The sequence below is a fragment of the Flavobacterium sp. PL02 genome (assembly GCF_035013205.1).
Lineage (GTDB): Bacteria > Bacteroidota > Bacteroidia > Flavobacteriales > Flavobacteriaceae > Flavobacterium.
In genome coordinates this window covers 244469-269688 of sequence record NZ_JAYGJP010000005.1, presented here as the reverse complement: position 1 = coordinate 269688, position 25220 = coordinate 244469, and the positions used below count along the sequence as shown (strand labels likewise).

Below are 25220 nucleotides of genomic sequence, written 5' to 3'. Positions count from 1 at the left end.
AATGTTCGTGGTTTTCTGTTTTAGATACAATAGATATAAATCTATCTAGTCTTTTTCTTTGCTTTAAGTTTATACTTCATTATATCTTTTAGCATCAATTTATTATTTTTATTAAAATGTACTAATTCTGAAGCAACATCTGGATTTTTATCAATTCTATCTGCAACAATCTCATAGGCTATATTTTTTATCATTCCTTGATTTTCCTCGTGTTTTGTAAATTCATGTTTTAACAAATGAAGAAATACAGGCGCATTTTCTGGAATAACTGTGTTTTTATAAACATCATTTATTGCAATTGATAAGTCTTCAGCCGAATCAATGTTTACAAAATAATTATTTAGACATTTTCCGGCATCTTTATTCGTCTTCCAGCCCTCCAAAAGGATTTCCTGAGCTTCTGTTACATCACCAATCTTATTTTTATAAACCAGCGAAGCTTTTACATATTGAAAATTCGTTTTGTAATTTTCTATTACTCTATTAAAATATTTATCGGCTTCTTTTTTGTCTTTTAAAATCAGATACAAATCACCGACTTTCTCATCGTCGTTTAATTCTTTATAGATTTCTATTGCTTCTTTGTAGGCATGACCTTTTTCATAACATGCCGATGCTTTTTGTTTGTTCTTGCAATACTTTAAATAGATTCCCGCAGCTTCACTATACAACTCCCCTTTTTCGAGAACTTCGGCTGCTTTTGGATAATTCTTTAATAATTTTAGATAAATGTGAGCCGCTTTCTGATACTCTCCTTTCTCAATAAATTCCTCAGCCAGTTTTTCATATTTACTTTGCAAAGTGCTGAATCGTTGAGAATCGACCATAAAAGATCCACCTGAAGCTGAACCTGAACCGCTTCCACTGGATGTTCCTTTTGACAAAAGTGCAATAATCAAAACGATTATAATTATGACAACTACACAGACAAAAAAAGTCTGAGCACTAAAACTCGATTTTCCAGAGCTGCAACTGCGAATACTAGATAGAAAGAACAAAAGAAAAATCAATCTAAAGATCATAGTTAAACCGTGACTTTGATTTGAGCTACCACTCTTTCTATCAAAAAAATCTCCAATTTTAGCAAAACCAGTCTGAAAAACATTTCCACCGGAACCAAACGAAAACTTCCCGTAATTATCGCCTCTCGAAGTTCCTAATGTATCAAGCGGAATCGCATATTGTAAAGCTAATTTTGGGTTCTTATCCAGAAAAGCCATAAACTTATCCATTTCTTTTTGGTTTCCTTTCATTACTTTTTGCATATCAAAAGGCATTTTCCCAATTATTTCTTCTTCTGAAGGTGGATTTTCAATAGTCTCTAAAATCTTTTCCTGATCTATCTCGATACGCATCGAAGTTATGAATTGCGGAATCGAAACCGTTTTTGACGGTTCTGTTATTTCGATTTCTTTTTGCATTGGCAACTGAAGTAAATTTGCCCAGTTTACTTCTTCTTTTAATTCGACCAAACCAATTTCAGGATGTAAAAAATGGTATTCTTCTGAAAACAAATTAGACCATTCATCTTCTGTTAATTCAGGTGTGATTAAAGTGTTTTCTGGAATAAATAACTTGTTTGCTGCCAATTGGTAAAAGTTATTTTTTCCAATCTCAGTAATTTTTATATTACTCTGATTAAAAACTAATAAGCAACCCAGTAATTCATTTGCGCGTATACTTGGAACCGGAAAAACAGCAATAGAATCAAGCGATAACCCGATATTTTGAATTTCGTGAAGCCATACTTCCGCTGAGGCACTTTTAATAAAAATGCCCCCTTTCGGAAAGGTGTTTTTTGTATTTATTCTTAATTTAAGCTCCATGAAGTGTGATATTCAAAATAAAAGGTTGAAAATATATTTCCAAAAACTGGTCAATTGCTATATTCTTTTGTTTAAATTCATTTGAAATAAAATATGGATTTCCTGTACATTCGTCCATCGAAACAATAGCAGTCTGTGTATTTAAAATAAAAGGAATATAAAACTTCTCGAGTCGCGTAGCGCTGCTATCAAAAATCAAAATTCCATCTTGATTGGTAATTTTACTACCATCCTTAGACTGAAAATATTGGGTTTCTATATAGCAAATTGCTCCATTACTTTCAATTTCTATTTTCAATTTTTCTGCAGTATCTCTCGTTACATTATTCAAAATAACACCAAAATCTCCATCGATAATATCTTTAGCTTCTTTTAACGTTTTATCACTATTCGTTTTAATTATCTGTACAACAGTCAAAGGGGATGTTCCTTTGTTTTTTAAAATAAGATTAACTTTTTCTTCAAATTTTATAGATAAATTTTCTAACTCTCTATATGAAAATCTATGCTCTTTTTTGAACTGCAAATCCTCAATACTATACCCATTAATTATCAAGCAATTACCATAAACTACAACACTTTCTACTTTTTTAATTACACTATATTTAACTCTACTATTTTTATAATTATTAATGAAAGAAGAATTTTCTTCAAGATTATTCCTAAAAGCTTGTCTTAGTTTTTCATCTCTCAATGCTGCTGAACGAAAATCGTTAGCAATCTGGTAAAAAACTGGCAAAAGGTCTATAACACCTCCTGCTAAATAAAAATCCTGATTATATTCAAATACTTTGAGAGATGTATCATTAATTTTTTTATCAAAATCTTTATAACTTTTTAATTCTTTAGTATTAAGATTTATGGTGCTAGCATAATGCATTAAATCATAATAATGATACCAAAGTATTTTCTCTCCTTCACTATTTGTTTTCATCGCAAAATTGCCATTCTTAAACGGAAGGTTAGAAGCTATTTTCACAAATCCCTTATCAAATCTATCATTAGAAAACATAAATAAATTACCATTTATGTACATATAAAACTCATTGTTATGAGTAAATATATTTTGGTAAGATCGCTCAACAGGATAAAGCAACGGCATACTTCCATCTACTATTTCTCTAACTCTTTGCTTTTTGTTTGTATTATCTTTTTGCCATAACTCCTCCAACGGCATAATAATATGCTGCAACAGTTTCTTGCCTTTATTCTGATTTTTAAAAACATTAATATCCTGTATACCTATTGCAAAAACATATTTTATATCATCAAAATACGTACTCATAGCATTTTGCATCGGAGCAAGCTTTAAACTTTCTTCTGATGAAAAAAGAAATACTTCCTGGTTTTTACTATTAATTTTATTTTCTGCAAAAAAAGAATCTAATCCTGCTGAACAGCTTAATTTACTACTAAGTTCAGTTAGAGAATTAATGACTTCGCTAACATTTTCAACTGAAACTTCCTTGTAATCTTCTCCAACTACATAAACCTGACATTCAATATCAGTTTTAGTATGTCTGGCAATTGCGATAGCCGAAGCAAAAGCTAAAACTTTAGGATTTCCCCAGTTTTTTAAGGTATTATCTATTAATAAAATACGTCTGAATTTATCTGCTTCAGGCGGCACTTCTCGCTGAATATACAACGCTTCATTGTTAGCAATTCTTGACATAAAAACATCATCATCATACGCAAATTCAGAAATTACGAGTTTATCAAAATCTCCTTTATTGGTTAAATCAGAAATTCCTCCCAACGGTTGCTCACTCGGATGATTATGATGTAGCGGAATATTTAATCCTGACCAAAGTCGTTTAATAAGGCTTCCTACATGAAATGTTTTGTCTTCCTCAATAAGTTGGTCTACATAATCAGTTACGTTATCAGATAGATTTTTTTCTTCTAAAATTCCCTCATTCAACGCATCATTTAAATCGTCATGAGGAATATTTTCCATCGCATCTAATATAGATTGAACTGTTGGAAACTTAACTTTTAACAAAGCCAATGCCCTGAAATCTTTTCTAAAATTAGCCTCGTTGAATGGGATCTTTTCAGCTGTTTTTAATAAATAATGTTTATGATTATTATATTCTTCTAGAAGATTTTTTGCTTTTTCTGATGAAACTCTGTTATGGCATTCATGAAAAATAGTCTGAAATAACCTCATCCTTTTTTCGCCAACTTTATATTCATTTGGTAAACTAGACAGTATTTTTAAAAAATCTATACTGGCACCCATTCTAAAGGATTGAGACTGCGGAAAAGCAGTTACTATATTCTTACTTTTTACCAAATTATGAATCATCTCAATTGCTTGCTCATTTTCTGGATTTGTAGCTACAATGGCCAACAGTAAAGTGCCAAATGGTGGAATACTATCATCTGAAAGGTATTCTAAAATTTCAAAAACAAATTTCTCGTAACCAATAGTTTGTCCATTAGGGATTGTTATTGTTTCAAAGACACTATCTTCAGATAATATTTCATTCTCCCATTCCCAGAAATAGTCTTCGTATGATTGAAAGTAGTTTAGAAATTCCATTTTTAATTTATGAAAAAGTTAAGCGAAATGAACTTATTGAAAGTTGTTTTATCGTTTTTTTTGGAATAATAGAATAGCTATTATCGGTATTCCAGAATATTATATTTTCTTCTGACGGATTTAATTTTTCCTGAAGTATTTTGACCAAAGCAAACCATTCAAAATTATACCCAGTTGGAATTAAAAAATTATTATCGATCCAATACGTAGTGCCTTTTATAGGCAATAAAGGACTCCCTATAATTAAGGCGCTTTTATCTATAACTACCCATTGCAAAGGTTCTAATCTATATTTTGGAGCCGACTCTATATACAGCTTCAACTCCTCGTAATCTACAAGCAAAGCAATAGCCTCTTTTATATCTACAGAATGTTTTAAAACTATTTTGAGCTTTTGGTCTACGCCAAAAAAATTATGATTGAACTTAGGCAAAGAAACTGGTAATGCTCGCAAAATTGGAGTCCACAATAATCCTGAAGGCAATTTTCTTGTAGGCAAAAGCTTTCCTTTTTCAAACAACAAATTGTCCTTTAATTCATATATCGTTTTATATGGAATTTGCTGGATTTCGGTTGCATCTATTTGCTCCAAAGAAAAGTCTTTAATCCAGATAGTATCTGTTCCAAAAGCCACTTTTAGATTATCCCAATGCCTAATTGATCCCAAAAAATCTTTGTGTTCTTTTTTAATTTCTAAAAAATACATATTAAATAGTTTGAAGTATTTTTTGCCACAACGATTCTATATGATCCTGAATATATTTTTTCTTTTCTGTATCTTTAATCCAATCGCAACGCGTTTGAATATATCGTAGTTTATCTTTAATTACATTTTGCTCTTCAAAAGAAAGATTCTCATCTTGCCACTTTTCAGTCAAGTAATTAACTTCTTTCATCACACTTTCGGCATCTGGAGTTTTATTATACAAAGCTTGGGGATGTGACGAATCTGAATTATCTTTTTCGATAATCTGATTGATTATTCCTTCTAGAATTTCAATCTGTTCTTCGTTATCCCAAATGTATTTTAAAACCCATAAATCAGATAAAACTGCCTCACTTCTACCACACATTAAAGCACTTGCGGCAATAAGATTCTGAAGTTTCACCGCACGTCTGTCTGATACTTTTATACCTGTATTTCTAAGGCTATGAATAATATCTACGTATTCATTTCTAATTGGGGTTAAATCTACCTTGCGGCAAAGTTGCTGCAACTCTCTAATTTCGTCGGCTGAAATTGTTGGTACTTCTCTAGTAGCATCACCTTCTAATTTCCATCCTGCCAATAATACTTCGTGCAATAAATCTGGGGCAACGTAATCACATTTTATACGAATTAAAAAACGGTCTAATAACGCATTTAATGACTCATCTTCTGGCAAAACATTACTTGCACCCACAAACATAAGGGCTGGAAGCTTTTTAGTTTCTTTACCACGACGAAATATCTTTTCATTCAACGCCATTAATAAACTATTCAGAATTGCCGAGTTTGCATTAAAAATCTCATCGAGAAATACCATCGAAGCCTCTGGCATCATACCTTCGGTATTTGTAATCAATTCTCCCTCTTTAAGTTTACGAATATCAAAAGGTCCAAAAATTTCATTCGGTTCTGTAAAACGAGTCAAAAGATATTCGAAGTTTTTCCCGCCTTCAATCCCGTTAGACAATGCCCTGATGATAGCACTTTTTGCCGTTCCCGGAGGTCCTAACAAAAAGGCATTTTCTCTTGCCAATAATCCAATTCCTAACAAATCTATAATTTCATTCTTTCCAACAAAAGTGTCTTTAATATGCTTTAAAACAATATTTAATTTATCGGTAGTTTTCATTTACTTACTTCTATTTTTATTTTATTCGTATAATTTTATAATTGTGCCCAAAAGATTTTTCTATAATCTCCAAACCCTATTTCTAATTGTTTTTTTATAAAGTCAGATTCGGTAAATTTTATTGCTTTTCGTTGTGCAATTCGGTCAATATAAAGCTGATGTAAACAGTCATTAGTATCAAGAATCTCAAAATCTATTTTTTGTATATCAACTTCAAATCCTATAGCCGAATAATGAAATCGAAATAAATGTTTTTCAAGAATAGGAATAACCAAATCCTCTGGATCAATCCTTTGCATTTCCATGATAATCTGGGGCAAAAAACGCAAACAAATATCTGCTGAAAGTATTGCTGATGCATCTAGTTTCCCGTTATAATCAGGTAAAAGCACTACCAAATCATTACTATTATGTTCTCTATATAATAATAGTTGCGCTGCTAAATATACCGTTTTGGCTGCCCATAAAGCTGCTGCAGAATTAAACCTTGGAGCAATACCCGGATAATCTAAAATTTCCCTCTCATATTCGGTTTCCAAAAATGAAATAACATCTATCTCTTCTTCTTTGGAAATGGTAATTACTTTATCATACAAAATAACCTGTTCAATTGTTCTGAGATGATAAATCGTATCTAAAAAAGGTGTTTTCGTAGTATTCATTCTATTAAGTTAGTTTCTTTCTTTTTAAACTAATTATGACGTAAAATCTTAAGTCGGTAAATATATAATTAAATCCTCTCACTTATAAAAACAAAAGTAAAAACCACGAATATTACATTCGTGGTTTTTGTTTTTTAATCTATTAATAATTGGGTAACTGCAGCCGAATTAATCGCCCAATTTGTATCGTAAACCTCATCGGCATCTCGTGTTTCTACAATTTCCAAACCTTGCGCTTCGGCTTTAAGAACTAACAAACTTCCTATGTTCAATTTACTGTTCAGCTTAGATAATAGTGCTTTCACACCTTTATAATCTAATCCTTGTACTACCTGACCTCCAAAAGTCATCTCTAACCAAATGATTTCTCTTTTGGCTACATCCAAAACTCCAAAAACTAAACCTTTCGCAACATTTTGTGTCACTCGTACCTGATGATCTACACAAGATGGATCATAAGCTACTCCAGTTCTCTCGGATATTTTCATCGGGTGTTTACTATTCATCCAACCCACAATTAAATTTGGAGTAATACTTCCGTTACTATATGCATTACAAGTAAAGGTTACATATTTAGCTTTGGCTTTAGCCAATTCATCGATATTAATGTTGATATATTCTGCCGTACCTATTTTATTCGGAATACTTCTTATATCTCCACTATGCTTACAACCTGTAGTTTCTAATCGGCTAAAAGAACAAATATCGGCACTATCTGCATAAGCAATATGACAGCTTAAATCCATATCCAGATGTTGCGCTGGTAAATCTTGACCCCATTGCATAAACAATCGTACTTCGTTACCTTCAATCGGGAAACGTGTCCCCATTAAAGCAACTGGTAAATCCTGAACGTTTTCACTTCTATCACCTATCGAAACAGGTATATTAAACAATTGTGGATCTATATACATTGTCTTATTCTCATTTGCTACAGCAGCAAATCTCTTCTTCATTGCCAAGATACAAACATCCTCTATTTGTTTTTTCATCGCATTTAATTGTTCATCGGTATACAATGACAACAAGCGATTTGGCTCAATTCTTTTAGTAGTTCCACCCAATGGTTTCACACTTCTTTGAATCATTTTATCAAAATAATTTTGAGCATACATATTCAAAGTAAAAACCAAACGTGCTGGTACTTTATCTATAATTTCATTAAAATGTGCAATCGTTTCATCGGCTCCAAACCAAAGCATATTCGAAAATAACGAACGAGCAAATAATCCTGGTCGTTGTTTTAGCAAAGCAAAAGTTTTATCTGCATCTAATTTCAATCGAAAATGATTCAGATTCCCTTGCCAAACTTCATAAGTCTGGTTATAGAAAGTATCCAATAAAACAGATAATTTCTCAAACCCTTTTCTTTTGCTATATTCTGGTAAACGCAATGCTCGTATAAAACGAACCCACATTCCTCTTTTTGGATGCATGATTTCGCAAGCAGCATCGGCACTCATTTCAAGATTATTCAACCAATTGGCAACCATCAAACATTCTTTTCTGGAATATTTAAGTTTTAAATTCTCTTTGGCAGTTAGCTTAGACTGGGCACTATTATCCAAAAAATGAACCAAATGTTGGTTGTTTTTCTCCACTCTTTGTACAATAGTTTTTGGATCAATAATTTGCAATAAATTAGTTTTCTTGTACCATAAATATCTCAAAATATCTGTCGGCGTTTTAAAATATTGTGTTGCTTTTTCGGCTTGGTTTTGTTCAATTAATGCGTCTATAACAAGCATCAAAGTTTCTTTCATTGCAATAGCAACTTCTGGCAATGGTAAATACGTAATCGAAGTTTTTAAGCTTTCAACCTGAGTAGCGTCCAAAGCTGTTTTTGATGTTAATAACGAAGTAAAGAAATCATTCAGTTCTTTTTCCGACCATAATTCTAAAACTTTTAATTTACTCCCTTGCCCGTAATTTTCAATTTTTCCAAATTCAAATGGAGTTCCACAAAATGGACAACCATTATATCTCTCTAAAGGAAAAGTACCATTAGGAATAATATGTCCGCATTGCAAAGTGATTCCGTTACTAGATTTAAAAAGATTAGCAAACAAAGTCGCAACATGATCCATAACTGATTCTCCGGTAGGAATATTCCATTCTTTAACCAAAGGAGTCCAATTTTTATTGGTTCCTAAAATATCTTTTAAAATATCTAAAACTTCAATTTTATAATTCGGATTTACATTATTTAAAGCATGTAATAACGATTCAGAAAAAGTGAATCCGAGTTTTGAAACATTAGCTACTAAAGCCAATGTAGTTCCTGATATTTTTTTAACATCATTCGCAATTAATTCTGTTGGAATAAAAATTACGTTTTGACGTAAACTGATTTTTAATAATTCTTGTGTTTTCATTTTTTTAATTTTTAAAAATTTAGATAATTGTGTTTCTAGTTCTACCTAAAAGATTTTTGAAGTAAGAAACACTTGACCTTAAATTCGAGGATAATGGATTAACTATACAAAGCCTTAATTTGGTGGGGATTCCCCAGAAGTAAGTTAATCTTGACCCTCAGTTTTATTAATGATAATTTTAAAACTTGTTCGGATTCGAGCCGAAATCGGCTGTCTTCTGAAGTAAGTTTTTATTAACCATAATTGTGGAGCAGGTGGGATTCGAACCCACGACACGGGCGTTAACAATGCGAGAAGTAAGTTATAATTGACCTTTTAAGGATAATTTCAAAACTACCTGCTCTACCGCTGAGCTACTGCCCCATATTTTTATAAATGTATTAATCGATAATTGCCAAAGTATATCTTAAATGGTTATTGAAGTAACTTTAGACTTGACCTGATTAATGTATTTGTTTTATTTAAAAGAACGTGTTTTTATTTGTTGAGCAAATATTCAAATTGTAGTACGCAATTATTCTGCGTAGCTAAAATATTTTTTTCAAATATGTATTAATTTCTTATTCCTGATAAGATATTTTATCTCATAAATCTGATTTTTATTTGCGGAAGCATCTTTTTATTTATTGAAAAACTAGTAAAATTCCTCATTCAATTACTTTATTACATTTCTTATTAAAAATTCACACTTACTTAAAAATCAAGTATTTATACCTGATTATTTTTTAATTAAATTAACTATTTTTATTCGCTTTAAAAAAAAACTTCTGTAAATAAATGGTATACCCAAAAAAACAGAAAGCTGAATTATTAAAGTAAGTCTATTTAATAACCTTTTAAAACTAGAAAATTATGAAAATGAAACTAATCTTATTTTATGAGTTCATGGGAATGATTAATGACAAAAGTCCCCCCTATTCTGTTCTTAAATATAATAGAATATAAAAAAGTGATTAACCCCCAAATCAAACTATATGAAAAATTTATACAAAATTGCTCTATTTTGTGTATGCGGAATTACCTACTCGCAAACGCAAAAAGACATAGAAGTAATTCGAGCGAACTCGAATGTAACTGAATTAGAATCGTTAAGTCAAAAATTTAGATCTGAAGCTGAGCAAAAAAAACAAAGAATCTTAAGCACAGCAAGAACCAATGGTTGGAGCACCTCTTTTACCAACAAAGACGGAACTACCAGCGAATTGATAGATATTAGTCCGGATGGAAAATCTCCAATTTATTATACTCCCGACAACGTAAATGCTGCCAAATCTACCCGAGCAAACTTTTTGAACACGGGAGGTGGTTTAGGACTCAATCTTAACGGACAAACCATGACTGCTTATGTTTGGGATGGTGGAGCTACGCTTCCTACGCACAATGAGTTTGGAGGAAGAGTTACTATTGCCGATGGCGTTACAGTTATTGGCGCAGGCAACAATAGCCAACATGCAAATCACGTTACAGGTACTATTGTCGCTGCTGGATCTGTCGCTGCTGCAAAAGGAATGGCAAATCAGGCAAATGCAAGAACCAATGAATGGAATAGTGATTTACCCGAAGCAACTACAGCTTCAACAAACGGAATGTTATTATCCAATCATTCTTATGGATGGGGCACAAGAAACCCATCAACAGGAGCCGTTTTAATAGCTCCATGGCAATTTGGATCTTACCAAACTGTTGCAAGGGATTGGGATAATGTAATGTTTAATGCTCCATATTACTTACAGGTAAAATCTGCCGGTAATGATGGGACTGATAATACTGCAAATCCAAGCCCTTTGGGAGGTGCAGGTTATGATAAACTTACAGGGTTTTCGACCGCTAAAAATAATCTGGTAATTGCTAATGCAAATGATGCCGTTATAAGCACAACAGGAGTATTAACGAGTGTAACTATTAATACCTCAAGCAGTCAAGGTCCTACAGATGATTTAAGAATAAAGCCTGACATAACAGGAAACGGAACTTCCGTATATTCTACAGCTACACTTACTGCGACACCTACACCATTAACAAACAGTAGTTATGGTAATGCTACGGGAACTTCTATGGCGGCTCCAAACGTTACAGGAACTTTACTCTTGTTGCAGCAACATTACAAAAACATTACAAACAATTTTATGCGTGCAGCAACATTAAAAGGTTTGGCGCTACATACGGCTGATGATGCCGGAACTACAGGTCCTGATGCTATTTTTGGTTGGGGTTTACTAAACGCAAAGTTTGCTGCCGAGACAATTACCAAAAACGGAACTAACTCTATTATTCAGGAGCATACTTTACCTTCAGGATCTAGTTATAGTTTTAAAGTAGTTTCTGATGGTATAAATCCTCTTGTAGCTTCTATATCATGGACAGATCCTGCGGGTATAGCCTACTCAGGTAGCACGCCAAATATTGCTACAGCAAGATTAGTTAATGACTTAGATATACGAGTTACTAATGGATCTGGTACTTTTTTTCCTTACAGACTTACATCGGCTACAACAAATGGATTAGGTGATAATACCAAAGATCCTTTTGAGCGCATTAGTATTAATGGAGCGGCTGGTATTTATACTGTTACTATTACGCATAAAGGAACATTGGTAAACGCGCTGCAAAAATATTCGGTAATCGTAACCGGAATTGCATTGCCTACTACCGATTTATACATAAAAGACAGACCTTACGACACTGGTGTACAACCAAACCCTGATTTAGGCCCTATGTGGATAAGCGATGATATCTGGGTAAGACAAAACATCGATGCCGGACTTGTACATCAAAATCCAGAATTTAAATTGTCTTCTCCAAACGGAGTTTATATAAGAGTCTATAATAGAAGTACAAATACAAGTGCTTCTGCAAAAGTAAGATTGTATTTTGCCAAAGCTTCTTCAGGATTAACGTGGCCTACTAATTTTGTGAACTTTAATATTGGCCCTATTAAATATGGAGATGAAATAGGAGAAGTAAGTATTCCGTCTATTCCTGCCGGAGGTAATACTATTGTAATGATTCCTTGGTATCCGCCAAATCCAGCAATATATCCTACTGACCAACATCATTTTTGTCTGGCTGCAAGAATAGAATCTCCAAATGATCCTATGGTTGGTGAATTAACAGGCGTAGGTATAGGTGTGAATACCAAAAGTAACAATAATATAGCTTGGAAAAATTTAAGTGTTTACAACTTAAATACAACCGATATTGTTCCTCCAACAACCGTATTTGTTAGAGGTATAAGATCTAAAACTGTAAATCTGAGATTTGTAGATAAAGGCTATAATGAGCAATTAAAAAATAATTTCTTTGATTTAGGCGGAGTAATAGAAGCTACTCTAGATGATAAACTATTTGAAAGAGCTCAGGCAAATGGATCTTTAAAAGGTGTTGAGATTATTGGCAAAAATAAAATTCTGATAAGATCCAGAGAATCAGCAATTGCAAATTTACCTATTGATTTAGAAGAAACATTTGCAATATCATTCGATTTTAGAGTCGCAACTGTCTTGCCTGCCGATGAACAAATCACAGTTGATTTTATTCAGGAAGATGCTCTAAAAGGGGAACTTGAAGGAGGAGAACGTTTTGCACTTGTAAGAGAAGGCAAACCAAACACTAAAGCAAATACCGCTCTTGCAACTGAAACTGCCGAATCCCGACTAATTACAATTTATCCTAATCCTACTAACGGAATATTTAAAATAAGTATTACTAGTGAGGAACAAGGAACTTTAAGAATAACTAACATTCATAACGTTACTGTTTTTCAAGAAAAAACTAGCAAGAAAAAAGAATTTAGTGTGAATATAGCCAATCAGATTCCTGGAATATATGTTGTTCAGTTTATATCGAATAACGGAACAGTTACTACCAAGAAAATAATTAAAAATTAATTTCATATTAATTCATAATCCTAGATTAACTCAATTAAACGGAAAAACCACGAATGTACTATTCGTGGTTTTTCTTATTTAATGCATAGTATAGAGTCTTTTTAATTACGTAAACACCAATGCAGAATTTTGGCGATATTCTTTGCATCATCAACACCTCGGTGATGTGTTCCTTCTAACGGAATATTTAATAACTGCAAAGCACCATTCATTCCGGTTGGCTTTTGTAAACCGAATTTCTCCGCAAAATGAACCTTTACATTAATATGCTCCTCTCCCATAGGATATGAAATACCAAAGGATTTACATTGTTTCATAAGCATATTTAAATCGTACTGACCGTAACTTGCCCAAGTATATAAATCGGGTTGATATTCGTTTGCTAATTTTTCAATAGCTTCTTCAAAGCTTACTCCATTTTTATCTAGTAAATCCTGAGTAATAGTGGTTAATTCTGTACAAAACGGACTCACGCTGGAGCGTTGTGGTTTTATTAAAATACCTTGATTTTTAGTAATAGTTCCCGTTTGAGAATCCAAGACTGCTAATCCAATTTCAATAATTTCATTTTGCTGTCCTTTCGGGACATCGCCTTGCCAACACGTGGCTTCTAAATCTATGATAATAATTTTATCTGTAGTTTTCATTTTTCTGTTTTTTTAATTGTTGCGTATAATTTTTCTAACACATAGAAACATAGCTTTGGTTTGCCCACAAAATAGACGTTTCACTTATTTTAAATAAACATAGTTACTATGCGAAAGAAATGTATTTATCTTTGACTCTCTTCTTTTAGAATAAAAATCTATGTTTCTATGTGTTATGAAAAAATTATCTGCTTTTTATCTTAATTAGATTTCTCTTTCATTTAAAAGAGTCTTTATTTCACGAAGATTTCCTTCAATTGACCAATGACGTTTCCGCTGCCAGAAATGGTAATTTCTCCAATCTTATCAGCGATTTTTTCAACATATTCCATTTCTTTCAATTTCCACAACATCTCGTTTTCCTCCATCAACTTTGCTGTGTTTAACAAACTTCTTGTTGCGGCAGTTTCTTCTCTTCGCATAATGCTATTAGCTTGCGCTTTTTTCTCGGCAACCAAAACCTGATTCATGATTTCTTTCATATCTCCTGGTAAGATTACATCTCGTATTCCAGCATCAGAAATTACCAATCCTAACTCATTTATTTTAGTCGTTACTTCGCCCAAAATAGCATCAGCAATTGTATCTTTTTTAGCTAACAATTCGTCTAAGGTTAAACCACCTACAAATGCTCTCAAAGCAAGTTGCATGGCAACATACAATTGTTTTTCAAAGTCTTTGTTATCGACCAAAGCTTTCATGATATCAACAACCTGGTATCTTACAAAGAAATTAATTCTCAATCCTGCTTTGTCTTTCGTTAATAATTCCTGTCCAGAAATTTCTACATGTTGTTGTCTTGCGTCAACCGTTTTTACTTCGATAGTAATTGCATTATTCCAAAAATAATGAGTTCCTGCTCTTAATTCAGTTGTAAAAGTTCCGTTTACAAACAACAATGCTTTATCATTGCTGGCAACAATAAATTTTCTTGCGTACAACCTCAATTTAGCGTTCTCCAATAAATTCATTGGAATATTTTCGGTGATATAAATTTTAGATAAATCTACTTTAGTAAATTCATTTTTTACAACACCTTTCCAGAAAGCATATCTACCAGCGGTTAAAACTTCTTTAAAGTTACCGTTTACAAATTGCAATACAATTTCATTATCGGCAACCTCAACTATTTCTAACATTGAAGCTAATGCTTCATTTTGCAACAATATATTCAACTCGTATGGCGCTTGAAACATCAATCCCATATCATAAATCATAACATTTTTATTACCCAAAATCCAGTGAGAACCATCTGCTAATACCTTAACCAATTTTCTGTTCTCGAATACCAATCCTACTTGGTATGCATTAATTTTAATTCTATTTATCATTTTTATTTTTGTTTAAAGTTTTTTTGGTTTCATGTTTTCTAACCGGTAAAAAACTTAGTTATATTTTCTATTTTCTTGCTTCTAAAATCTTGCTTCTATATTCTAATCTCAGCTATCTTACTTCTATTCTCTTGCATCTATTTTCTCTAATCTTTAAATAAAAAAACTTCATTGTCTCTCTCCTCCGAGAAAAACGGACGAATAGTTTGTAGTTTGTTTACTCCAATTGTTTTGCGATTCTGTTTTGTGAAAGTGATTCAAAATTCTAAAAAAATCACTCAAACAATCAAACCGAAAAGAAAACGAGTATTTCAAAATACATTTCTGTTCGCACTGGTTTTATCGTGAGTGTAAAATTTTGGACTTTACAATCCTAGTTTCACAGACAAAGACAAATCAGTTTTCTTTGGCTATGCATCTTTTTAAGAGTGATGCGCTCTAAACACAGATAAAAGTCTGTTGACTTACCAATCGTCCAACCGAATCTGAATTCGGCGCAGGATTCGAACCTGCAGCTTTCTATTGTTCTAACCAACTGAACTATCACATTTCTGTGAGTAGGAATCGAACCCACGACTTATAGAGTGAGATAGTTTTTTGGAAAACCATCAAAACCTCCAAATCAAGTTGCATAGAAAAACATAATACGCTTCCGCGAAAAGTTCTCTACAATGGTGCTATACAGAAACACGCAACAAGACTCGTTTGATATTTTTTAAAACCATCAACAATTATGTCTATGGTTTTCTTTATTTATTTTATTTAAAAGAACGTGTTTTATTTCTTGAGCAAATATTCAAATCATACTACGCATTTATTCTGCGTAGTATAAAATTCTTATTTTATCCATTCAATTATAGTCGATAAATAGACTTCTCTTACTTCCTCAAATCGTGTTATATTAGGAATATGATTTACTTCTAACAAATATTTAGAACCATCTTTTGCAACGATATAATCATTCCCAATCATATCCATTTGCAAAGTATTTTTAATATGCAAAGTATCTGCAAGCAAATCCGGATCTACAGTCATAAAACCAGCATGATCAGGATGAATAGATTTTAACCAAGTATCACCTTCTAATTTAATTTGCCAATACGTATCACCTATCATCATTATACGAACAGCTTCTCCATCATAATAAGGTTCAATAGTTGCTGTGAACTCACTTATCCATTCTCCTGTAAAACGATGTTTGTTTTCGCCACAATGCCAATTTCCCCATTTAGCAATAGTATCTTCTGTTACATTTATAGAAGCTCCTGCACTTATAAATCCTCGAGGTGCGCTAAATCTTGAAAGAGATAAAGCTTTAACCAAACAAGGAATTTTAAATCGACAGTCGAGCATGGCAGCAGCATTAGGATAACAAGCACCTTTCCAGATAGCTAAACCGGAAATAAAATCAAAATCATTATCATAAATACCATAATAGACTACTTTATCTACTGGCAACATTCCTATACCATTTGCCTTTTCCATATAAAGGACTTCCTCTTTTACTATAATTTTTGGTATAGACTGATGCCAGATAATATGTCCTGAGTAACTTGCTTTTATAGTATCATATTCTTCTTGTTCAATACCTACTAAAGCAATTCTATTGTAATCTTGTTTCATGATTTTAATAATTTAATGTTGTTTCTAATTTATTTTTTTACCTGCCACGAAGACTCAAAGACACTAAGTCTATTCTATTTTCTCTTGGCGACTTCGCGTCTTTGTGTGAAACTCATTTCTTATTTCTAGTTTTTATATTCTTTGTCAATCTCTCGCAAAGTCGCAAAGCCGCAAAGTTTTAAACTCTTTGAACCTTTGAACCTTTGAACCTCTGCTCCTTTGAGAACCTTTGTCCCTTCGTGACAAAACTCTTTAAGCTTCTTCTAATTTTAATCGTTTAATTCCAAAGTCAGATTTTCTTAATTTGCACATTCTGTCATCTGAAATATGATGAAAGACAATACCTTCGATATCATTCTCTGATAAGAATTCTCTTAAATCATCAAATGCTAAACTTGAAAAGTCAAATACTTCACTACCATGTTTTATTAAAGTATGTCTCTCTAAATTTTCAGGGTTACCTTGAACTTTGGGTCCACATAATTCGTAAGTTCCATCTGTTTTAGTTTCCAAATTATCAAAACCTTCAAAGAAAAATTTATCTTCAGATTTTGAGCGATTGCATTTTAACCAATGCGGGTGATGTCCAGAAATTAAATCTGCATCTTGACAAGGAATGGCATCTACAGGAATTGCTCTACCTTTTTTTGCATCAAATCTTTTAAACAATTCTCCATTTATAATGGCGACCGCTGTACCGTCAAATTTTCTGGTTGCAATGGCATCACCATTTATAACCCATTTATTTTCTGCATTAATTTTATCAATTACCCGTCCTAAATCATTTGGGTCTTTTGTAAATAGTGTACTTATCTTTTTCATCTTATATTATTTTAATTTGCCCTAAAGGCATTTAGTTTATTCTATTTTTTACTTTGTGTCTTTACGAGAAACTCATTTCTTATTTCTACTTTTTTATATCCTTTTTCAATCACTTGCAAAATCGCAAAGTTTTAAACCAAGGGGCTAGGAACTTTAGTTTTACATAAAACAATCTCAAATTTGTCATTTCGAAGGAGAAATCTTCGCATGAAACTCCATTATCTTTGTCGAGCTACTCGTGGAGATTTCTCCTTCGTCGAAATGACAAAAATGCGCAGACCATCTTTAAACTTGAGCTTTTATAAAAATCTCACACCTTTGGTTTTAAACCCTTTGTACCTCTATACCTTTGCACCTTTGCACCTCTGAACCTCTGAACCTTTGAGAACCTTTGAACCTTTGTAACTTAGAACCTTAGCAACTTCAAAAAAGCGGCTCATACGGGAGTCGAACCCGTTTCTCCCGAGAGACAGTCGGGAAGGTTAGCCAGTAACCCCAATGAGCCAGTTCCTTCTAGAGAACACTTGTGATTTTGGAAGGACTCGAACCTTCATTCAAGGTTAATTAACCTCCCTTCTACCAATTGAAATACAAAATCATTTAATTTTTGGGCATAAAAAAAGCACCCGATTAAAGGTGCTTCATAAGATTCAATAAGATATACCTATCCTATTGCCAGTATCTATGCACCTGTATTGTAATAAATCCAAGATCGAATCTCGGGTTTAGCAGTTCTACGTTATATGTGTGATGTTTGAAATCCATTTTGTGTATTTTATTATATATTGAAATCATTGTTATTATTAGAAATCCGTTTTCCAAATTTTCTTCGGCAAAGATAAAGTCTAAAAAATCAATTATCCAAATCATTTTTTAATTTATTTTACTGATAATCAAATAGTTAAACATTAAAATAATCCATAAAAATCCCTGTCCGCTTACTTAAGCAGATCCTTAATTGTATCAAATGACTGTCTCTCATTAGATTACTTCTCAAGATTATATTTCGCTATTAGGTTTAATCATTAAACATTTGATGCTTTATTTTTTTATTTTTTTTTAGTTAACGTTTATTTTTTATCCTTTTATGTCACTCTAGGTCATTCAAATTTTCATATTGGGCATCCTGATTCCGAATTTTCGATACAGGAGAAATGCCTATAAAACAAAAAAAGCGCCCCAATTAGGACGCTTTTATATTTTTATGTTGAATTTGAAACTACAATTTACACTTCAATTCTATAAAATACATACCACACCCATAGCCTTTAGCAGGGTAAAATCCCTCTAAACGGTCGCTATTTTGTTTTAAAGACAGGTTGATATGTAGATTCTTTATTTTCATTTCGAGGGCAAATGTAGGTCTTTTATTAATATAATTAAATAAATCTATATAATTAGTCCTGAAATATTTATCATTCACCTAACAATTTTAACCAAAATTTTCACTTAAAAACACCTTTTATGCTCTATTAATTTTATATTTTTGAGAGAATACAAATACAAGAATCTATAAATACAAGTCAATAAAATAGCATGAAAAAACACCTAAAATACATAGATGGAAATTCCGATAAGTTTTGGCAAATAGAAGTTACAGGATTTGAATTTGCAGTAACTTATGGTAAAAACGGAACTTCCGGAACATCCCAAACAAAAAGTTTTGCTACTGATGAAGAATGCCTGAGAGTTGCAAATAAATTATTAGATGAAAAAATAAAAAAAGGATATTCAGAAAATGGCGACGTTACTGTCGCTCCAAAACCAAAAACGGCTAAAAGTTCCAATTCTGATGCTATTTTAGAAGAATATGACACTATTATAAAATCTAAAAACATTGATCTATTATTGCCTTTTCTTCAGGAGAAATCAAAAGGTTATATCGAAGCGATAAAAAAGCACATCAAGAAAAGTAAGCGTTATTGGATGACTTATACTGATTTATCTAATGATCCTGAATTCCTTAAGAAAAATAAAACCAATAACAATTGGGGTTCTAATTGGGGAACTCGTGGAGATCAGAAACAAAAAGAGATTATCACGCTAAGTGCTATTGCTTTATTTGACAAAGCTGATATAAATTCCTGGGATGAAGCTTTAAATTTACTAGACGAAACAGACGAAAAGAAACAGGTTCTGGATGTTTTATTATGGGCAAAACCCAACTGGCTGGAAACTTTTATTCTAGACAAGATAAAAAGACAAGACTGGGTTAATTTTAATTATCATACGCTGCGCAAACTAGAAGATCACGATTTATTGCCATTTAATCCTGAATTATACGCTTTAACTCTGGCGGCAACTAATGAATGGCGTGCAAAGATGAAGACTCGAGAATTCATTGATAATTCATTAAATGATAAAATAACTTATCAAAGGGATATTCCGGAATTGTTTAATTATGAAACGACTCTTCATAATAGTTTCTTTAGAGATAATGATTCTCAAAGTTATGATGAATTCCAGACATGGGCAGTTATTTACAAATCTTTATTAGATGATAAAAAGATGGATCGCGCTTTCTTTATCGAAAATGCCATCCTGATTCAAACTAAAGAATGGAATAATAACCTAAAATCTTTTTTCAGAAAAAGGATAGAAGAATTTAATGTTACTGCAGATGAACTTATTATTTATCAAGAAAATATTTTCTCTTTTTTACATAATGCCTATCCGCCGATAACAAGTTACGGAATCGAGCTTGTTAAGAAAATGTACGAACATCCAAAATTTAAAACCAAATCTTTTTTTGAATGGTTAGAGCCTTTAATGATGCGAAGCGATTGCAAAGCTGCCATTAAAAGTGTGTTACCTATTTTAGAAAAAATAAATAAATCGAATCCTAAGCTTAACAAAACTATTACGCCAATTATTGCCGATGTTTTTGTAATCGCTGATTTGGCTTTGCAAGAACGAGCGAGCAAGATTATTGTAAAAATTGCTACCGAAAAAGATACTATTCTTAAAGAAAAATTATCTTCTTACGTGACATTAATGCAAGGTAATATTAAATCAGGATTGAGTAAATTTCTAGACGATGATGCCTTAATTATTGACGACGCAGATCAGGAAGAATATAAATTTGAACCAAAAAAAGAAACTTTACTTATCGAGGAAGTTCAGCTGCCTAATGATTGGAATGATATTCTATTTCAGTTTGGAAATTTCATCGGTTCTGAAGAAATTATCGACACCGAAATTTTATTGAACGTATATATCATGCAAAGGGATTTATTCCCATCTGATTATTCGGCACAATTGCAACCTTACTTTAAACAGCTACAAAAAAGCTATTTTGAAAGTGTGCACAAGGATTTTATAAAGTCCTTTTTGATGGAGAAAATTTTAAACATCGAAACTAAATTCAATGGTAAGCATAAACATTATTCCAAAATAAATACGCTGTTATTAATGCAATCGTTGCTGAATAAAGTACAACGAAAAATTGATGAAAATTCGGCTTTGCCACTACTCTCTTTCCCAACTCATAAACCATATTGGGTTGCTCCAAATGTTTTATTAGAAAGAGTTATTGCATACCAAAACACCAATGAAGAAATAGATTTACTGGATTTAAGTATTGCAATCTCTAGAATGCCCAGAGAAAATATCGAAAGTGCCATTCCGTTATTAGATAAAATAGAAGGAGAACTTAAAGAGTTGTTATCTTTTTGTTTGGGAGTAAATGAAAAAATAAATTTAAGTTCTGAATCTTTATTTTCAAAAGCATTGGCTGCAATGGGTAAAACTACCAAAGAAACGGGATTTTTATCTCTTTGGGCAGTTGCGGCAAGAACTCATTATCCTAATGATACTTTTACCGAATTTGAAAACACGTATTTAAAAGAAGTACCATTTGTGGTTTCTCCATTTATACCAAAAGTGGCGTTTAAAGAAAAATGGAATGAATGGGTTGATTACAAAACCAAAGAAAAAGTAAGAACCCCATCTTGGTACGAACTACGATTTGACTTACCTAATTACTCAAAAATTCCAAATTATTTATTGTACAGTTTAGATATATATCAGCGTCCAAATAGTTGGGATTATTTACTCAATTCGGCAGGAAACACGTATTATTGGCATAGCCTAACGCCACAAAACGCATATGCACTCGCTATAACATTATTGCATAATTGTGCCACTGGCGATGGATCGAAACCAGACTTAAAAGGTTTTCTGGATATTATAAATCGTCCTGAATTTCAGCTTTCAGATACTACATTACTTTTATATGCTTGTAGTTTCTTTCAGGAAAAGAAAGACATCCGATTAATGGCTTCTGAGGTTTTGATTAATCTGGTTGATAAACAAACTATAGATATCGAATTATTTGCTCAAAAACTAGCTTTCTTAGCATCTGGAAAATATGGCGTGTTCTTACGATTGGTAGATGGTTTAATTGCCATAAAAGATGTTTCGCCATTGCATAATAGTGCATTACTGAAGTTGTTTAATTCCTTTTTTGATAATCTGGATCTAAACGATAAATTGCCTACAAGCTTCAAGAAAATAGTTGAAAACTATCTGGATGTTTTAACCAAAACAAACCAAAAACCATCGCCAAAAGCAATTATTTTCTTTGAACAATGGAAAGATAATGCTTCGCTTAAATCATTGATTAAGCAAATTTTAAAATAAAGAAAAATGACAGATTTAGAATATAATTATAAAGGAATTTCGACGTATAGTAAAACCAAAGGAATCAATAATTTGGTTTTGGCACATCAAACCGAAATTGAAGAGGTAAATAATATACCATGCTTTTTTTGGGGAAGCTTGACAGATCCTTATGTTACCGCAAAATGCTGGAGTACGATTGCCAAAGTCGTTCGCTCTAGTTTTGGTCCAGTTCCGCCAAGTCTTCGTGATCCTATTGTATCGGCAGGAGCAGAACGATTGCGTTTTGAAGGTTTCTCGTCCTGCAATGGAGTTTATGTAAGACTAGATATGAAACCCGAAGCTATAGATGGAGAGTTTATTGCCAACGGAACTACCAATGTCGACTTTAATGATCCGATGCTGAATGCGCTGAACGCCATCCAAAAAAACGAAAAAGTCACTCTTGCCGTTGGTCAGCAGGAAGTACAGGTTATTACTACCAAAGCAAAAGTTACCGAAAAGAAAGTAACCTTACCTATGCGATGGATAAAAGGCTTAACGAGTGTACAGCTTTATCTTGCCGATATGGATGTAAAATATGAATTGAATAAAATCCAGACCATTCAGTTATTCCAAAGTTTACCAAAAGGAAGTGTAAAAGGAGATTTTTTTATTACCAAAAGAGCAGGGAAATTTATGTTCTCGACTCTCGCTACAAATGATAGTGTACGAATTGGCGGAGTGCAACGACTACGCTTATTAGAAGGTATTCTGGCTATTGTAGATAAAATTTATATCTATGAATCCTCAGATAAACAAACTTGTGCGATAGTTTCAGAATTTGGAAAAATGCAGTTATTAATGGCATTCTCTCCTGATTCTTACCGCGGATTTTCGGGTGAAGGAAATGTATTAGAAACCATGACCGAAAACTTACCTATAGAATGGGTTTATGGTTTAAATAGTTTACTAAAATCGAATGAAACTTTTGACCCAACTATGCTTTCTATCGAAAATGATATCGATTTTGGTACTATGGACAATCTTACTTCTAATTTATCGTCGATGGGATTATTGGGTTATGATTTAAGCGAAAAAGCGCATTTTTACCGACGTCTTCCTTTTAAAACCGAGCGTATTTTATCTTTAAATCCAAGGCTAAAAAATGCCAAAAAATTAATTGATAATGAGGATATCGAAATTGTAGAACGCAGAGCCGATTATATCGAAGCCAAAGTAAAAGGTTCGGGCGTAATACACAAAGTAATTATCGAAGGAGCTAACCAAAGATGTACCTGCGATTGGTTTACTGCCTACCAAGGAAAAAGAGGAATTTGCAAACACATTTTGGGTGTAAAAATGACTATTTCTTAAGAAATTAGATTTTACTTTTATAAAAAAATCGCCCTTATAAAACTACTGTTTGGACACAAATATTAGTAAACAATTTTGAACACGAATTTCACGAATTTGCACAAATCTTAATAGATTGATTTAGTTTTTGAAATTCGTGTTTGTTTTGTACTTGTGTCCATACGATAGCTGATGCGGGCGATTTTTTATTTTTTAGCTTCTGTCTTAGTTTGCTTTTACTACACTAATTTTTTCTAGTGTTACTTTAGCATCTCCGCCTCCACTCTTTTTTATAATAACTTCAAAATCTTTATCAGAATCTAATAAATTGTCTGAAATATAATAGGCGAAATTAAGTTTTATCCCGCTTTCTGCTGTCGCATGATTCTTATTCATTCCGTGATCATGAGCAACTCCAAAGAAAGTCATTGTCCCAACATATATATCCGGCTTTCCGGCATAACGAAGATAAACGGTGTAATAATCTTTAGGTTCTTTGTAAACTACTACATCCAGATTTAATAGTATCTTAGAATTAATACTTTTAAAAGCTTTATTTGTGCTTTTTGCTAATGTACTGGTTACTTTCTGAGTAAAACCAGTTGCTCCAAGTACCTTCCCTACTTTCTGTTCCCAAATAACTTCTTCTTTAGCATCCTGAAATGCAATTTTATTTTTTCCTTTTGTCTCATTGGCGGCTAGAACTGGAGTTTTAGATCCGTAAAGCAAATTATCATATTTATAATCCAGATTAAAAACGATATCGTAAACTTCCTTCATCGTATAGGTAATGCGATCTCCATTGGGAGCTATAAACTCATAAGGCCAAGAATTAGCTTCTAACTGTTCTAATGTCGGGCGTTGACCATATTCTGAAACATCCCAAGATTCCCAAACGCGATCAACCATACTATGATGTAGCCAAAAAACTGGATCAAACCCTGCTGATTCTACATTTGCCATTAAACCTGAAGTATTTGTCTGGAATATTTCATTATAATAGGTTTCACTATTAGGTATTGCATATACCCCTCCTATAAGATTGTGCATATAGCCATGCGGAGCACGTTCCATATTTTTACTAAATCCACCCGTTCCGCTAAAAGAAGGATTCTTTTGTAATTCCGCAAGTGCCAATTGAATATCCTTAAGCTGATTAGGAAGTATTGGTTTACCACTGTTAAGAATAGTATACCTTGCTTTTGCATACAAAGAAGTCGATGGATCTCTTACTTCTTCCGCCAGAATGTTATCTACCGTTTGTGTACTTCCGTAATTCCAATATGGGAGCGCAAAATCAGCTTTTCCGGATAATTCGCGAACAATTTTTTCTAAATACCAAATGTACATTCTATGCCATAACAGAAAATTTAAAGCAGCACTTTCAGATCCATTATGTGTGCAATCTGCCCATGCCCATAATTTATTTTCAATAGTTTGATACTCTGGGCAAAGTTTGTTTTTTCCATTAATTGTATCTGGAACATTATGTATCGCTCCCTGATAATACCAGGAAATACCTTTCTCACAACCCATTTCCCTCATTTTTTTGAAGGCTACATTCATTGCTTCAAGATTTGCTTTTCCATTGGGCGTATTAACATTCCAACGCGTATATTTCGCATTGGCTTTGCTCTGACCATAGGATAAACCTGTAATCAGGATAATTAAAAATAAGTTAGTAATTTTTTTCATTTTATTAGATT

The 25220-nt window shown here is 32.7% G+C and carries 14 protein-coding genes and 3 tRNA genes; 3 read left to right on the top strand and 14 right to left on the bottom strand.

The window, feature by feature from the left end; translation table 11 throughout:
* Window positions 1-41 precede the first annotated feature (41 nt).
* The 7 genes from SHI72_RS16290 to SHI72_RS16260 form a co-directional block, all read right to left on the bottom strand.
* Window positions 42-1826 (bottom strand): tetratricopeptide repeat protein, encoded by a 1785-nt coding sequence (locus tag SHI72_RS16290; protein WP_323490699.1) that lies wholly within the window; start codon window positions 1824-1826, stop codon window positions 42-44.
* Window positions 1816-4374, bottom strand: coding sequence for a ribosomal protein L7/L12 (locus SHI72_RS16285; protein ID WP_323490698.1), 2559 nt, complete (start codon window positions 4372-4374; stop codon window positions 1816-1818). Before SHI72_RS16285 ends, SHI72_RS16290 begins: the two co-directional genes overlap by 11 nt.
* 7 nt (window positions 4375-4381) lie before the next feature.
* Window positions 4382-5080 (bottom strand): hypothetical protein, encoded by a 699-nt coding sequence (locus SHI72_RS16280; RefSeq protein WP_323490697.1) that lies wholly within the window; start codon window positions 5078-5080, stop codon window positions 4382-4384.
* A 1-nt stretch (window position 5081) separates the two neighbouring features.
* The gene (locus SHI72_RS16275) at window positions 5082-6212 is read right to left on the bottom strand and encodes an AAA family ATPase (protein ID WP_323490696.1); all 1131 of its coding nucleotides are present in this window, start codon (window positions 6210-6212) and stop codon (window positions 5082-5084) included.
* 35 nt (window positions 6213-6247) lie between these two features.
* On the bottom strand, window positions 6248-6874 hold the full coding sequence (locus tag SHI72_RS16270; protein ID WP_323490695.1) for a hypothetical protein: 627 nt from the start codon (window positions 6872-6874) through the stop codon (window positions 6248-6250).
* A 134-nt stretch (window positions 6875-7008) separates the two neighbouring features.
* Window positions 7009-9249, bottom strand: a complete 2241-nt coding sequence (locus SHI72_RS16265; protein WP_323490694.1) for a hypothetical protein — start codon at window positions 9247-9249, stop codon at window positions 7009-7011.
* Window positions 9250-9495: 246 nt separating this feature from the next.
* Window positions 9496-9612 (bottom strand) — tRNA-OTHER (locus SHI72_RS16260).
* Between the two features lie 611 nt (window positions 9613-10223).
* Here SHI72_RS16260 and SHI72_RS16255 point away from each other — a divergent pair.
* Entirely contained in the window at window positions 10224-13136 is a 2913-nt protein-coding gene (locus SHI72_RS16255; RefSeq protein WP_323490693.1) for a S8 family serine peptidase, read from the top strand.
* A gap of 101 nt (window positions 13137-13237) precedes the next feature.
* On the opposite strand, the gene SHI72_RS16250 is transcribed toward SHI72_RS16255, so the two are convergent.
* The 6 genes from SHI72_RS16250 to SHI72_RS16225 all read right to left on the bottom strand — a co-directional run bounded on the left by SHI72_RS16250 (window position 13238) and on the right by SHI72_RS16225 (window position 18157).
* Entirely contained in the window at window positions 13238-13783 is a 546-nt protein-coding gene (locus SHI72_RS16250) for a 3'-5' exonuclease (protein WP_323490692.1), read from the bottom strand.
* Between the two features lie 233 nt (window positions 13784-14016).
* On the bottom strand, window positions 14017-15114 hold the full coding sequence (locus tag SHI72_RS16245) for a slipin family protein (protein ID WP_323490691.1): 1098 nt from the start codon (window positions 15112-15114) through the stop codon (window positions 14017-14019).
* 837 nt (window positions 15115-15951) lie between these two features.
* Window positions 15952-16737, bottom strand: coding sequence for a hypothetical protein (locus SHI72_RS16240; RefSeq protein WP_323490690.1), 786 nt, complete (start codon window positions 16735-16737; stop codon window positions 15952-15954).
* A 252-nt stretch (window positions 16738-16989) separates the two neighbouring features.
* Window positions 16990-17559, bottom strand: a complete 570-nt coding sequence (locus SHI72_RS16235) for a hypothetical protein (protein WP_323490689.1) — start codon at window positions 17557-17559, stop codon at window positions 16990-16992.
* Between the two features lie 432 nt (window positions 17560-17991).
* A tRNA-Asp gene (locus tag SHI72_RS16230) sits at window positions 17992-18064 on the bottom strand.
* 22 nt (window positions 18065-18086) lie between these two features.
* Window positions 18087-18157: transfer RNA gene (locus tag SHI72_RS16225), tRNA-OTHER, on the bottom strand.
* Between the two features lie 938 nt (window positions 18158-19095).
* Between SHI72_RS16225 and SHI72_RS16220 the strand changes: the two genes are divergently transcribed.
* Both SHI72_RS16220 and SHI72_RS16215 read left to right on the top strand, forming a co-directional pair.
* On the top strand, window positions 19096-22200 hold the full coding sequence (locus tag SHI72_RS16220) for a DUF6493 family protein (RefSeq protein ID WP_323490688.1): 3105 nt from the start codon (window positions 19096-19098) through the stop codon (window positions 22198-22200).
* A gap of 6 nt (window positions 22201-22206) precedes the next feature.
* A complete protein-coding gene (locus SHI72_RS16215; RefSeq protein WP_039113968.1) occupies window positions 22207-23535 on the top strand; it encodes a hypothetical protein in 1329 nt (442 codons plus the stop codon).
* Window positions 23536-23739: 204 nt separating this feature from the next.
* On the opposite strand, the gene SHI72_RS16210 is transcribed toward SHI72_RS16215, so the two are convergent.
* A complete protein-coding gene (locus SHI72_RS16210; protein ID WP_323490687.1) occupies window positions 23740-25209 on the bottom strand; it encodes a tyrosinase family protein in 1470 nt (489 codons plus the stop codon).
* Between the last annotated feature and the right edge of the window lie 11 nt (window positions 25210-25220).

Excerpts from the sequence above, each read along its gene's own strand:
- SHI72_RS16270 (WP_323490695.1), bottom strand. The coding sequence starts at position 6,874 with ATGAATACTACGAAAACACCTTTTTTAGATACGATTTATCATCTCAGA.
- SHI72_RS16250 (WP_323490692.1), bottom strand. The coding sequence starts at position 13,783 with ATGAAAACTACAGATAAAATTATTATCATAGATTTAGAAGCCACGTGT.
- SHI72_RS16245 (WP_323490691.1), bottom strand. The coding sequence starts at position 15,114 with ATGATAAATAGAATTAAAATTAATGCATACCAAGTAGGATTGGTATTC.
- SHI72_RS16220 (WP_323490688.1), top strand. The coding sequence starts at position 19,096 with ATGAAAAAACACCTAAAATACATAGATGGAAATTCCGATAAGTTTTGG.
- SHI72_RS16255 (WP_323490693.1), top strand. The coding sequence starts at position 10,224 with ATGAAAAATTTATACAAAATTGCTCTATTTTGTGTATGCGGAATTACC.
- SHI72_RS16285 (WP_323490698.1), bottom strand. The coding sequence starts at position 4,374 with ATGGAATTTCTAAACTACTTTCAATCATACGAAGACTATTTCTGGGAA.
- SHI72_RS16280 (WP_323490697.1), bottom strand. The coding sequence starts at position 5,080 with ATGTATTTTTTAGAAATTAAAAAAGAACACAAAGATTTTTTGGGATCA.
- SHI72_RS16290 (WP_323490699.1), bottom strand. The coding sequence starts at position 1,826 with ATGGAGCTTAAATTAAGAATAAATACAAAAAACACCTTTCCGAAAGGG.
- SHI72_RS16240 (WP_323490690.1), bottom strand. The coding sequence starts at position 16,737 with ATGAAACAAGATTACAATAGAATTGCTTTAGTAGGTATTGAACAAGAA.
- SHI72_RS16210 (WP_323490687.1), bottom strand. The coding sequence starts at position 25,209 with ATGAAAAAAATTACTAACTTATTTTTAATTATCCTGATTACAGGTTTA.
- SHI72_RS16235 (WP_323490689.1), bottom strand. The coding sequence starts at position 17,559 with ATGAAAAAGATAAGTACACTATTTACAAAAGACCCAAATGATTTAGGA.
- SHI72_RS16265 (WP_323490694.1), bottom strand. The coding sequence starts at position 9,249 with ATGAAAACACAAGAATTATTAAAAATCAGTTTACGTCAAAACGTAATT.
- SHI72_RS16275 (WP_323490696.1), bottom strand. The coding sequence starts at position 6,212 with ATGAAAACTACCGATAAATTAAATATTGTTTTAAAGCATATTAAAGAC.
- SHI72_RS16215 (WP_039113968.1), top strand. The coding sequence starts at position 22,207 with ATGACAGATTTAGAATATAATTATAAAGGAATTTCGACGTATAGTAAA.